The sequence below is a fragment of the Geodermatophilus sp. SYSU D00758 genome (genome assembly GCF_054049955.1).
In genome coordinates, this window is the sequence record NZ_JBJGYK010000054.1 from 16,872 (window position 1) to 28,875 (window position 12,004).

The window sequence follows — 12,004 nt, forward strand, 5'->3', positions numbered from 1 at the left end:
GGGGGAGATTCACGTGAACCGCCGAATCGTCGCTGCCGTCCTGGCGCTGGCGCTGGCGTTCGTAGGCACCGTGGTCCTGGTGTCCTACGTGCGCGGCGCCGACGCCCGGGCGCTGGACGGGGTCGAGACGACCGCCGTCCTCGTCGTCACCCGACCCGTCGAGGAGGGCACCCCGGCCGCCGAGCTGGAGGGTTCCGTCCGCCTCGAGCAGGTGCCCAACAAGGTGGTCGCTGCCGGCACGGTCAGCGACCTGGCCGACCTCGGGAACCGGGTCGCCACCACCGACCTCCAGCCGGGGGAGCAGGTGCTCGCGAGTCGCTTCGTCGACGAGTCGAGCCTGCTGCCGCCCGGCACCGTCGAGCCGGAACCCGGCGACTCGGAGATGAGCGTGCTGCTCGAGCCGCAGCGCGCGGTCGGCGGCCGGCTCGCGGCCGGCGACGAGATCGGCGTCTACATCTCCATGGAGCTCGAGGGCAACATCGACGACGACGACCAGGACGAGCGGATCGGCACGACGCACGCCACGCTGCACGGCGTCCTCGTCACCCAGGTCCAGGGCGCCCCGGCACCCGCGGAGCCCGGTGACGCCGAGACCGCCTCGACCGGTACCGCCGCCCCGTCCGAGAACGTCATGGTCACCCTGGCCCTGCCGGCGCGGGACGCCGAGCTCGTGGTCTTCGGCATGGAGCACGGCACCGTCTGGCTCGCGCTGGAGCCCGAGGGCGCCGACAACTCCGGCACCAAGGTCATCACCCAGGGCAACGTATACGGCGACGCCGTCCTCGGCCGGGTGTCGGTGGGGGGTGCGGGGGAGTGAGCCGCGTCGTCCTCGCCGGCGGGACGCCGGACCTCGCCGCCCGCATTCAGGCGGTGCACCCCGACGCCGAGGTGCTCCCTCCGGGCCGGCTGCCGACCGAGCCGCTGCGGCTGTTCGAGCTGCTCCGCGGTGGTGACCTGCCCGAGGTGGTCGTGCTCGGGCCCGCTGCGGCCCTGGCCGACGCCCTGGAGCTGGCCGGCCGGCTGGACGCCGCCTGGCACGGTGTGAGCGTCGTCCTCGCCGCGGCACCGCCGGCGGCCGCGTGGCCGGAGGTCATGCGTGCCGGGATCCGCGACATCGTGGCCCCGGACGCCGAGGCCGCCGAGCTCGCCGAGGCGCTCGGCCGGGCGGCCGCGGCCGCCTCCGCCCGCCGGCAGGCGCTGCGGCCGGTCACGGGGGACCCCACCGCACCGGGCCGGGTCATCTCGGTGGTGTCGCCGAAGGGAGGGGTCGGCAAGACGACGGTCGCCACGAACCTGGCCGTCGGCCTGGCCGCCACCGCCCCGCAGTCCACGGTCGTCGTCGACCTGGACGTGCAGTTCGGCGACGTCGCCACGGCGCTCGGGCTCCAGCCGGAGTACACGCTCCCCGACGCGGTCGCCGCCCGGGCCAGCGAGGACTCCATGGTCCTCAAGACCTTCCTCACCCAGCACCCCAGCGGCCTGTTCGCGGTCTGCGGGTCGGACTCGCCGGCCGCTGGTGACAGCGTCACCGGCGAGGACGTCGCCCGGCTGCTCTCTTCCCTGGCCCGGCAGTTCCGGTACGTGGTGGTCGACACCGCACCGGGCCTGTCCGACCAGACGCTGGCCGCCATCGACCGGGCCACCGACGTGGTGCTGCTGTCCAGCATGGACGTGCCGGGGGTGCGCGGGCTGCGCAAGGAGATCGACGTGCTCGGTGAGCTCGGCCTGCTGCCCGCCGGGCGGCACGTCGTCCTCAACCTCGCCGATCCCAAGCGCGGTCTGGCCCGGGCCGACGTGGAGCGGGCGCTCGGCGCCGCCGTCGACGTCGTCCTGCCGCGGTCGGCGACGGTCCCGTCGTCGACCAACGCCGGTGTGCCGCTGCTGCTGGGCGACGCCCGTCGCGACCCGGCCACCCGGGAGATGCGCCGGCTGCTCGAGCGGTTCGTGCCCGCCCCCGTGGTGCCCCAGGGGCGCGGCTGGATGCGCTCGAGGAAGGCCTCCTGATGGGCCTCGCCGAGCGGTTCGAGGCCGCCCGTGGTGGCGCGGCGTCGCAGCCCGCGGCCGCCGTCCCGCTGCAGAAGGTCCCGGTCCCGCTGCAACAGCCCGCCCCCGTCCCCGCGCCGCGTCCGGTGCCGCGCCCTGCGGTGCAGGCCGGTTCGCCGACCGACGCGCTGACCCGGTTGAAGGACCGGGTGGCTGGTGCGCTGTTCGACCGGATGGGCGCCCGGATGAACGACCCGTCGCTGTCCGAGGAGCAGCTGCGCGGCATCGTCCTCGCCGAGCTCGACGAGGTCGTCGACGAGGAGAAGGTGCCGCTGTCGGCCGACGAGCGCGTGCGGCTGACCGCCGAGCTGGCCGACGACGTGCTGGGCTTCGGCCCGCTGCAGCGGCTGCTCGACGATCCGACGGTCACCGAGATCATGTGCAACGGCCCGGAGATGGTCTACGTGGAGCGCTCCGGCCACCTCGAGCGCACGACCTCCCGGTTCACCTCCGAGGAGCACCTGCGGCGGGTGATCGACCGGATCGTGTCCAAGGTCGGACGGCGGATCGACGAGTCCAGCCCGATGGTCGACGCGCGGCTGGCCGACGGCTCCCGCGTCAACGCCATCATCCCGCCGTTGGCGTTCAGCGGGCCGACGCTGACCATCCGCAAGTTCTCCAAGGACCCGTTCACGGTCGAGGACCTGATGAGCTTCGGCACCCTGTCGCCGGAGATGGTGGAGCTCCTGCACGCCTGCGTGGCGGCGCGACTCAACGTCATCGTCTCCGGCGGCACCGGCACCGGGAAGACGACGCTGCTCAACGTGCTCTCGTCGTTCATCCCGGAGGGGGAGCGGATCGTCACCATCGAGGACGCCGTCGAGCTCCAGCTCCAGCAGGACCACGTCGTCCGCCTGGAGTCCCGCCCGGCGAACATCGAGGGCAAGGGCGCGATCACCATCCGCGACCTGGTGCGCAACAGCCTGCGGATGCGGCCGGACCGCATCGTCGTCGGTGAGGTCCGCGGCGGCGAGTCGCTGGACATGCTGCAGGCGATGAACACCGGCCACGACGGCTCGCTGTCCACGGTGCACGCCAACTCCCCGCGCGACGCGATCGCCCGGCTGGAGACCCTCGTGCTCATGGCCGGCATGGACCTGCCGCTCCGGGCGGTGCGGGAGCAGATCGCCTCGGCGGTGGACGTCGTCGTCCAGCTGACCCGGCTGCGGGACGGCACCCGGCGGGTCACCCACGTCACCGAGGTGCAGGGCATGGAGGGCGAGACCGTCACCCTGCAGGACGCCTTCCTGTTCGACTACTCCGCCGGCGTCGACGCCGCCGGCCGGTTCCTGGGCAAGCCGGTGCCGACCGGGGTGCGGCCGCGGTTCACCGACCGCTTCACCGAGCTGGGCATCCACGTCTCGCCGGCCATCTTCGGCATGCCGGCGGGTTCCGTCACGGGAGGTTGGCGGTGAGCGGCCTCCTCGCCCTGGCGCTCGGCGTCCTGACCGTCACCGGCGCCCTGCTCCTGGCGGTCGTCGCCATGGTGGCTCCGGCCGAGCGCGTCTCGCTGAGCCGGCTGGACCCCGCGGTCCCGCCCCCGCCCACCACCCTCACCAAGCTGACCGAGCAGGCGCAGGACGGCATCGAGCGGGTCCTCGTGCAGCGGGGCTGGGTGAACGGGGTCGCCCGGGCCCTGACCGCGGCAGGCCTGCGGTTGCGCCCTGCCGAGTTCTTCCTGCTGATCGTCGCCGGCAGCGTGGTCGGCGCCGCGCTCGGTCTGCTCCTCGTCAACGCCGTGGTGGCCCTGCTGCTGCTGCTCGTGGTGCCCGTGCTGGCGCGGGTGCTGCTGGGGGTCCTGGCCGGCCGGCGCCGGGCGGCGTTCGCCGACCAGCTCGACGACTCCCTGCAGCTCATGGCGAGCAGCCTTCGTGCCGGGCACAGCATCCTGCGTGCCCTGGACTCCGTCGCGAGCGAGGCGGCCGCGCCCACCTCGGAGGAGTTCGCCCGCATCGTCAACGAGACCCGGGTCGGGCGCGACCTCGACTCCGCGCTGAGGGAGGTGGCCGACCGCATGGGCAGCGACGACTTCGCCTGGGTCGCCCAAGCCATCGCCATCCAGCGGAGCGTGGGTGGCAACCTGGCCGAGATCCTGGACACGGTCGGGCACACCATCCGCGAGCGCAACGCCATCCGCCGCCAGGTCCGGGCCCTCTCCGCCGAGGGGCGGTTGTCGGCCGTCGTCCTCATGGCGCTGCCGGTCGGCGTGTTCGCCTTCCTCATGGCGACCCGGCCGGAGTACATGGGGCGGCTCACCGAGACCACGCCGGGCCTGCTGATGCTCGGGGCGGCCGGCGTCCTCATGACCCTCGGCGGCCTCTGGCTGCGCAAAACCGTCCGCATCACCTTCTGAGGGGGATCCCGTGTTGATGATCTACGGCTCGGCCTTCCTCGTGGTGGCCGGCGTCCTGGGCCTCGGGTGGGTCCTCGTGACCAAGCGCGACCCCGCGCTCGTGAGCGCCCAGGCGAACCTGCTGCGCGGGCTCGACACACCGCAGCCGGTCTCGCTGGCCAAGCGTCCCGGTCCCACCGCCGGGCTGGTCGGCCTGCTCACCCCGGCGGGGACCGTCGCCAGGCTGCAGCGGCTGATCGCGGGCGCCGGGTACCCGGTGGACTGGCCGCTGCCCAAGCTGCTGGCCGCCAAGCTCGTCCTCGCCGGCATCGCACTGGCCCTCGGTGCGCTCTACCTGACCTCGGGCCCGAGTGGCCTCGGTATCCTTCTCGTCGGGCTCGTCGTGGTGGTCGGCTACTTCCTGCCCGAGCTGCTGCTGCACAGCCGGGGGCAGGAGCGCCAGCAGGCCATCGCGGTCGAGCTGGCCGACACCCTCGACCAGATGACGATCGCGGTCGAGGCGGGGCTGGGCTTCGAGTCCGCGATGTCGCAGGCCGCCCGTAACGGCAAGGGCGCCCTGTCCGAGGAACTGACCCGGACGCTGCAGGACATCGCGGTCGGGCAGCCCCGCCGGGACGCCTACCTCGCGCTCGCCGAGCGGACGAACGTGCAGGACCTGAGCCGGTTCGTCCGCGCGATCCTCCAGGCCGACGCCTACGGCGTGTCGATCGCCGACGTGCTGCGCGCCCAGGCCCACGAGATGCGGCTCAAGCGACGCCAGCGGGCCGAGGAGAAGGCGATGAAGATCCCGGTCAAGGTCATCTTCCCGCTGGTCCTCTTCATCCTGCCCACGCTGTTCATCGTCGTGATGGGGCCGGCCGCCCTCGACATCATGGGCGCCTTCGACTGAGCACATCGTCGGCCTACCGGCCGACACACGGCCCGGTGCCGTCCCGACCTGCAACGAGTGCATCCGCGGCTCCGCGTCGGGGACCCTCCGGGCCCCGCGACGCGGACCGCAGGGGCGGCCGGGTCAGCCGGTGGAGCGGGGCTGGGCCGGGTTGGTCGGGTCCCCCTGGGACGGCGGGTTGACCGCCGGGCCGGTCGTCGCGGTGGACACCTTCGACCCGCCGCGGGCGTGCTGCGGGTCGTCGGCGGCCGCGGCGGCCGGGTCCCCGCCCGAGGGCTGGGCGCCCTCCCGCAGCGACTGCAGGCGGTTCTCCATCGCGGTGACGACCTGCAGCCGGTCGGCGTGCTCCCGCTCGTAGTCGAGCAGCGCCTGCAACCCCTCGGCGTCCAGCGTCCGGATCCGGGAGATCAGGCCGTCCACCGGGAGGTGGTCGTAGTCGGGCAGCGGCAGCTGGTCGTGCTCGGTCATGCGCCAGCGCCTACCCCCGCCCCGCGGATCCGACACCGGGTGTGAGGGCACGGCCGGTGGGTAGGCGGCGGAGGCGGGTGTGCCCGAGACGCGGGCCCCGCAGCACCGTCGTCGACACGAACCGAGGAGTGGTCCCCCTCCCATGGACACGTCCTTCCTGGAGCCGGTCTTCAACGCCTCCGGGCCCTACGCCACCGTGTGCGCCGACGTCACGCACACCACCGAGAACGCCGACCAGGAGCTGGAGCTGCGCGTCCGCGCCGTCGCCGAGCAGCTCGAGAAGGAGGGCGCGCCGGAGGCGGTCGTCGAGGCGGTCCGCGGCCGGCTGCTCGAGGGCAACGACGGCGGGGACGCCGGGACGCTCCGCGGTCGCGCCGTGGTGGTCGCCGCCGACGGCACCGTCGTCCTCGACGAGGTCCTCGCCGACGTGCCCCGCGACCCGGTGGCCGCCTGGTCCCCGCAGCCGCAGCTGCTGCCGGTGCTCCGCCAGCTCGCCGGTCGGGTCCCGCACGTCGTGGTCATCGCCGACCGGGTCGGCGCCGACGTCTCGGTCGCGAGCCTCGCGGGCCGCCCCGAGAAGGAGGAGGAGATCGAGGGCGACACCTTCCACATGCGGAAGGTCAAGGTCGGCGGCTGGGCGCACAACACCTACATGCACACCGCCGAGAACCAGTGGGAGGAGAACGCCGGCCTGGTGGCCGACGAGCTGGCCTCCCTGGCCCGGCGGCTGCCGCTGCGCTTCATCCTGGTGGCCGGTGACGTCCGCGCCCAGCAGATCCTCACCGACAAGGCCAACGGGGTGTGGCGCGACCTCGTCGTGAGCATGCCCGAGGGCGGCCGGGCCGCGGGCGCCGACCGCGAGCCGGTGACCCGGCGGGCGGCCGAGCTGGTCGCCGAGCACGAGGCCCACGACGAGGCCGACGCCGTCGAGAAGATCGCCTCCGCCGGCGCCCACGGGCTGGCCGTGACCGGCAAGGCCGCGGTCGTCGAGGCGCTCCGCAAGGGCCAGGTGGAGACCCTCGTCCTGGCCGACCGCCAGGACCCCGACGACACCCTCCTCGTGGGGGACTCGCCGCTGGAGCTCGGGGTCGACCAGCACGACATGGACGCCCTGGGCACGCACGGGACCGTCGTCCCCGCCGACGCGGCGCTGCTGTCGGCCACCGTGGCCTCCGCCGCCGGCGTGGTCGTCGTGCCGCGCAGCGCGATGCCCGGCGACATCCCGGTCGCCGCGATCCTCCGCTACACCGACGACTCCACTCCGAAGCCGCAGGGGGCCTAGATGACCGACCCGCACCAGCCCGCGACCGCACCCGGCACCGACCCGGGCGACGTGGAGCGCCGCGCCGCGCTCGCCGAGGCCCTCGGCAAGGAGGTGTGGCCGGCCGACCGGGAGGCGCTGCTGGCCAAGGCGCAGGAGGGCACCCCGCCCGACCGCGTGCTCGCCGACCTGCGCCGCCTCCCGGAGGGGCGGCAGTTCGACAACGTCCAGGAGGTCGCCCGGGCCCTGGGCATCGGCACCGAGCAGGAACGGTTCTGAGATGACCACGCAGAAGCGGCCCAGCCCCGAGGCGCTCGACAACGTCACCGAGGACAACATCGAGACCCGGTCCCAGCTCCTGCCCGAGGAGTCGGCGCTGGCCGGGTCGGGCATGGAGGAGGTCGCGGCCGAGGTGATCCTCGCCGAGTCCGAGGAGCGCACCGTGCACACCGACCCGGACGACGCCCAGGGCGGGCACCGCCGGTCGGAGGACACCGCCGACCTCCCCTGAGACCGCGCGGCCCTCACCCACAGGGGTGGTGCGCGCCGCGGATCCGGCTCCGGCCGGCCCCGCGGGCCCTACCGTCGGTCGCGGCCTCCTCCCGGCCGGGCGCTGCCTCCGCGGCGCCGGGCCGGGAGCGGGGCGGCGTCCGACGCCCGGAAGGGCATGGGGTCCACGACGGGGGAGAAGTGGCCGCTCCGACAGCACTGCCCGCACGCCGCCGAGCCGGCGGACCGCGGCGGAGCCGGCCGCTGCCCTCGCCGTCCCGGCTGCGCCGGATCCTGGCCGCCGCCGGCTGCATCGTCGTGCCGCTCGGCCTCGCCTCCTGCACCGAGGCGCCGCCCGCCGATCCCACCGGCGGCCTGGCCGTGGTGGTCGGGGCCCGGGCCAACATGCCACCGGTCGCCCTCGACGGGATCGCCGCCCAGGTCGTCGCCAACGCCGCGGACACCCAGGCCGACGTCGCCGTCCTCGTCGCCGACGGCACGCCGGCCGTGGTCGGCACCCAGCGGGTCCGCACCGCCGGTGCGGACGGCGACGCCCGCCGGGCCGACCGCGCGCGCGACCGCCGCGCCCTCGAGGAGGACCTGCGCGCGGCCGCCGCGGACAGCCCGGAGACCGACCTGCTGACCGCGCTCGGGATGGCCGCGCAGGCGGTCGCCGAGGCGCCCGGCCGGCACACCGTCCTGGTCGTCGACTCGGGCCTGTCCACCGCCGGCGCCCTGGACTTCCGCCAGCCGGGCCTGCTCGACGCCGACGCCGCCGACCTCGTCGAGAGCCTCCGGGCCGCCGGCGCGCTGCCCGACCTCACCGGGGTGCACGTCGTCTTCCAGGGCCTCGGCGACACCGCCGCCCCGCAGCCGGCCCTGGACGCCGTCACCCGCGCGCAGCTCGTCGAGCTGTGGACCGCGGTCGCCCTGGCCTCCGGCGCGGTCGACGTCAACGTCGAGCACACCCCGCTGGCCGGCACCCCGGACCCGGCCCTGCCCCCGGTGAGCACGGTCGGCGCCGGCGGCGGGGTCACCTGCACCTCGGACACCGTCGTCCTCGACGGCGGGGCGGTCTCCTTCCTGGCCGACTCGGCCGCCTTCCGCGACCTCGTCGCCGCGACCGAGACGCTGCAGCCCATCGCCGACCGGATGAGGGAGGCCGGCGCCACGGCCACCCTCACCGGCACCACCGCCGACGTGGGGGACGCCGAGGGGCAGGTCCGGCTCAGCCGCGAGCGCGCCCAGGCGGTCGCCGACCTGCTGGCCCAGCTCGGCGTGCCCGCGGCCAGCATGGGCGTGGTGGGTCTCGGCAGCGACTTCCCCGGGTACGTGCCCGACCACGACGAGCAGGGCCGGCTCATCCCGGGGGCGGCCGCGCTCAACCGCAAGGTCGTCATCGAGCTCTCCGGCGCGACCGTCACGGTCTGCTCCTGACCGGGCGGCGGACGCCACGGCGCCGTCCGGTAGGCATGTCGGCATGAGCGCGCACGAGCACTGGGTCCAGCTGCGGTGGTCCGACCCCGACTCCCTCGGCCACGTCAACCACGCCCGCGCGCTGTCGCTCATCGAGGACGCGCGGCTGGCCGTCGCCGAGGGGATCCCCGGGCGCGGCGGCGTCATCCTGGCCCGGCTCGAGGTCGACTACCTGCGCCAGCTCTACTACCGGGCCGGCGAGCGGGTGTGCGTCCGCACCACGACCACGCGGCTGGGCACGAAGTCCTTCACGGTGCGCCAGGAGCTGCACCAGGACGGCGAGGTCGCCATCCGCGCCGACGTCGTCATGGTCGCCTTCGACTTCGCCGCCGACACCAGCCGCCCGCTCACCGACGCCGAGCGGGCCCACTGGGGGTCCTTCGCGGCGTGACCCGGCCGCCATGTGGGCCCGGCCGCACGCCGGGGTAGGGACCGGCCATGGCCAAGACGATGAAGAGCGGGAAGGCGAAGCAGGACGAGATCCCCAGCACCCTGCAGCGCTCGGACGAGAAGGCCCAGCGGACCTTCGCCAAGGCGCACGACTCGGCGATGGACTCCTACGACGACGAGCGCCGGGCCAACCAGACGGCCTGGTCCGCGGTCAAGCACACCCACGAGAAGGTCGGCGACCACTGGGAGCCCAAGGAGGGCGGCAGGAAGGGGCCCTCCGACGCCCAGGCCGAGGGCGGGCGGGACACCGACCGCGAGACCAAGGGCGGCGTGGACGCCAACGCCTCGAAGTCCCACCTCTACGACCTCGCCAAGGACGCCGACATCGAGGGCCGCTCCAAGATGAGCAAGGACGAGCTGGTCGACGCCCTGCAGAAGTCGAACGACGAGCGGACCGCAGAGGCCCGGAAGTAGGCCCGGGAGCAGGCCGACTCAGGCGCCGGGGACGAGCAGCAGCTCGGTCTGCCGCTCCCCGAGGTACCGCACCCCCGCGTCGGTGAGCGCGATGCCCTCCTCGAGGGCCATCCGCACCGGCTGGCCGCCCCACTCCGGCACCGGCACCCGCACGCACAGCTCCAGCGCGTAGACCGTGTCGGGGTGCAGCGGCCGGTCGCCGGCCCCCGGGACGCCGGACTGGTCGTCCCACCGCCCGATGGCCGGACCCGCGCCGTGGCCGTGGAACCCGACCGGGTGCGAGTAGACGTCACCGTCGATGCCCTCGGCCCCGGCCGCCTCCCGGACCGCGGCGAGCACCTCGTTGCCGGTCCGGCCCACGACCAGCCGGTCGGTGACCAGGTCCTGCAGCCGGTTCCCCGCGGCCAGCGCCCGGCGCAGCCCCTCCGGCGCGCCCCGCTCGCCCGGGCGGAGCAGGTAGGCGTTGCGCTGCGTGTCGGTCGCCAACCCCAGGCTGGACAGGCCGACGTCGCAGTGCAGGAGGTCCCCGGGGAGCACCGGCTCGTCGTAGGGGACGGCGGGAAGCAGCGCCCCGCCCGCGGCCCGCGGCGGCGCCCCGGCCCGCTGCAGGTCGACGACGGGGTGGAACCAGGCGTCGGCGCCCAGGTCGGCCAGCCGCTGCCGGATCCACCAGGCCAGGTCGGCGGCCGTGGTCTCACCGACGACGACGACCGGGGGCGCGAAGGCCTCGGCGATGACCTCACCGGCCAGCCGGTTGAGGGCGTCCAGGGCGGCGATCTCCTCCGGCAGCCGGGTCTCCAGCCAGCCCACCACCAGGTCCTCGGCCGGCACCAGGCGATCGGCCCACGGGCCGAGCGCGGCGGTGAGCCCGCCGTGCTCGCTGCACGAGAGGCCGTCGGCCAGCGCGAAGTCGGCCGACACGTCGATGCCGATCCGCCGCGGCGCGGCCTGCTCGACGATCCGCCGGACCTCGGCCCACTCGTCGCCCTCGGCCACCGGCCGGCCGGGGGACCACGCGGGCAGGAACTGGCCGACCGGGTAGCGCGACACCGCCACCGCGGTGACCCCGTCGTCGCTGCGGTGCAGCACCAGCACGGTGCGCCGGCGCGCGGACAGCCAGGTGGCCGGCAGCAGCGTCGGCAGCACCGGGTCCTCGTTGTACTCCCGGCCGGTCACCAGCCACAGGTCGATGCCGGCGCGGTCCATCAGGACCGGCAGCAGGTCCAGCAACCGCTGCGTGAACCAGCGGTCGCGGACGTCGGCCTGGTCGCGCAGCGGCAGCGGCACCGTCCGGGTGGGGTCCGGCGCGGCGAGCGTCATGCGACCAGGGAAGCAGAGAACCGCCGTCCCCACCGGTCGAGCCGGGAGGTCGGACGGGGCCGGCCGCCCGGGTGCCGACGTCCCCCGCCGGGCGGGGGCGGGGCAGGGCGGCGGAGACCCGGTCCCGCCCGGCCTGCTCGGCCTGGCACATCGCGCCGTCGGCGGGGTCGACCAGCCGCCGCACCGCCTCGGCGGGGTCCTCCCCGTCCTCCGGCCGGGCCGGCGCGATCCCGATGGAGGCGGTGACCGCGTGCCCGGTCGGGGTACGCGTCCCGGCGACGGCCGCGCGCAGCCGCTCGGCCAGCCGCCCGGGCCGGAGCTGCGCGGACGTCCACGGGCCGGGCCGCCCGCGCGGTGGCAGGGTGGAGGAGGACCGTCCACCGGGAGGAGCGCAGCGATGTCACAGGGGCCCTGGTTCTTCTGCCTCAAGCACCACACCGTCGAGGACCGTGACGGCTGCGCCGAGCGGCACCGCCTCGGCCCGTACGACACCCGCGAGGAGGCCGAGCACGCGCTGCAGTCGGTGGCCGAGCGCGAGGAGCGGCTGACCGCCGAGGACCGCACCTGGCGCGGCGACTGACCGCACGGACCCCACCCACCGACCCGGGTCCGGCGCCCGGCGCCGCCCCGGCATGATCGGCACCGGGCGCCGGAGGGGCCGGTCGCCGCGGGAGGTGCCAGGTGGCTGAGGGTCGTTCGGTCGAGGAGCTCGTGGTCGGCGTGCTGGGGGGCACCGGTCCGCAGGGGCGGGGGCTGGCGGTGCGGCTGGCCGCGGCCGGGCAGCGGGTGCTGCTGGGCGGGCGGGACGCCGAGCGGTGCGCCGAGGTGGCCGCCGGGGTGG

The 12,004-nt window shown here is 75.3% G+C and carries 14 protein-coding genes and 1 pseudogene; 13 read left to right on the top strand and 2 right to left on the bottom strand.

The features are described from left to right. The first annotated feature begins 13 nt into the window (after positions 1 to 13). From cpaB to ACI8AC_RS23100, 5 genes are read left to right on the top strand one after another with little or no spacing between them, the layout of a single operon-like run. Entirely contained in the window at positions 14 to 817 is an 804-nt protein-coding gene (cpaB, locus tag ACI8AC_RS23080; protein WP_456900190.1) for a Flp pilus assembly protein CpaB, read from the top strand. Next, positions 814 to 2,004: an AAA family ATPase gene (locus ACI8AC_RS23085; RefSeq protein WP_456900191.1), complete on the top strand. Its 1,191-nt coding sequence runs from the start codon at positions 814 to 816 to the stop codon at positions 2,002 to 2,004. The genes cpaB and ACI8AC_RS23085 overlap by 4 nt, the downstream gene beginning before the upstream one ends. Further along, positions 2,004 to 3,458, top strand: coding sequence for a CpaF family protein (locus ACI8AC_RS23090; protein ID WP_456900192.1), 1,455 nt, complete (start codon positions 2,004 to 2,006; stop codon positions 3,456 to 3,458). The genes ACI8AC_RS23085 and ACI8AC_RS23090 overlap by 1 nt, the downstream gene beginning before the upstream one ends. Next, positions 3,455 to 4,396 (top strand): type II secretion system F family protein, encoded by a 942-nt coding sequence (locus ACI8AC_RS23095; protein ID WP_456900193.1) that lies wholly within the window; start codon positions 3,455 to 3,457, stop codon positions 4,394 to 4,396. Before ACI8AC_RS23090 ends, ACI8AC_RS23095 begins: the two co-directional genes overlap by 4 nt. A 16-nt stretch (positions 4,397 to 4,412) precedes the next feature. Then, positions 4,413 to 5,285, top strand: coding sequence for a type II secretion system F family protein (locus ACI8AC_RS23100; RefSeq protein WP_456900202.1), 873 nt, complete (start codon positions 4,413 to 4,415; stop codon positions 5,283 to 5,285). A 123-nt stretch (positions 5,286 to 5,408) separates the two neighbouring features. Here the strand turns inward: ACI8AC_RS23100 and ACI8AC_RS23105 are convergent, their stop codons facing one another. After that, complete coding sequence (locus ACI8AC_RS23105; RefSeq protein WP_456900194.1) at positions 5,409 to 5,753, bottom strand: hypothetical protein; 345 nt, start codon at positions 5,751 to 5,753, stop codon at positions 5,409 to 5,411. Positions 5,754 to 5,895: 142 nt separating this feature from the next. On the opposite strand from ACI8AC_RS23105, the gene ACI8AC_RS23110 reads away from it, so the two are divergent. From ACI8AC_RS23110 to ACI8AC_RS23135, 6 genes are all read left to right on the top strand, one after another. Continuing rightward, complete coding sequence (locus tag ACI8AC_RS23110; protein WP_456900195.1) at positions 5,896 to 7,035, top strand: baeRF2 domain-containing protein; 1,140 nt, start codon at positions 5,896 to 5,898, stop codon at positions 7,033 to 7,035. Next, a complete protein-coding gene (locus ACI8AC_RS23115) occupies positions 7,036 to 7,293 on the top strand; it encodes a DUF2795 domain-containing protein (protein ID WP_456900196.1) in 258 nt (85 codons plus the stop codon). Between the two features lies 1 nt (position 7,294). Then, complete coding sequence (locus tag ACI8AC_RS23120) at positions 7,295 to 7,525, top strand: hypothetical protein (RefSeq protein ID WP_456900197.1); 231 nt, start codon at positions 7,295 to 7,297, stop codon at positions 7,523 to 7,525. 179 nt (positions 7,526 to 7,704) lie between these two features. Then, the gene (locus tag ACI8AC_RS23125; RefSeq protein ID WP_456900198.1) at positions 7,705 to 8,940 is read left to right on the top strand and encodes an OmpA family protein; all 1,236 of its coding nucleotides are present in this window, start codon (positions 7,705 to 7,707) and stop codon (positions 8,938 to 8,940) included. 43 nt (positions 8,941 to 8,983) lie between these two features. Further along, a complete protein-coding gene (locus ACI8AC_RS23130; RefSeq protein WP_456900199.1) occupies positions 8,984 to 9,370 on the top strand; it encodes an acyl-CoA thioesterase in 387 nt (128 codons plus the stop codon). A 47-nt stretch (positions 9,371 to 9,417) separates the two neighbouring features. Continuing rightward, positions 9,418 to 9,843, top strand: coding sequence for a ChaB family protein (locus ACI8AC_RS23135; RefSeq protein ID WP_456900200.1), 426 nt, complete (start codon positions 9,418 to 9,420; stop codon positions 9,841 to 9,843). Between the two features lie 18 nt (positions 9,844 to 9,861). Here ACI8AC_RS23135 and ACI8AC_RS23140 read toward each other — a convergent pair whose 3' ends face one another. Continuing rightward, positions 9,862 to 11,163, bottom strand: a complete 1,302-nt coding sequence (locus ACI8AC_RS23140; RefSeq protein ID WP_456900201.1) for a M24 family metallopeptidase — start codon at positions 11,161 to 11,163, stop codon at positions 9,862 to 9,864. A 397-nt stretch (positions 11,164 to 11,560) separates the two neighbouring features. Here ACI8AC_RS23140 and ACI8AC_RS23145 point away from each other — a divergent pair, with 397 nt between their 5' ends. Together ACI8AC_RS23145 and ACI8AC_RS23150 are read left to right on the top strand one after the other, a co-directional pair. Next, positions 11,561 to 11,743, top strand: coding sequence for a hypothetical protein (locus ACI8AC_RS23145; protein ID WP_117379986.1), 183 nt, complete (start codon positions 11,561 to 11,563; stop codon positions 11,741 to 11,743). A 140-nt stretch (positions 11,744 to 11,883) separates the two neighbouring features. Next, positions 11,884 to 12,004, top strand: a pseudogene (locus ACI8AC_RS23150) (NADPH-dependent F420 reductase); the annotation flags it as partial.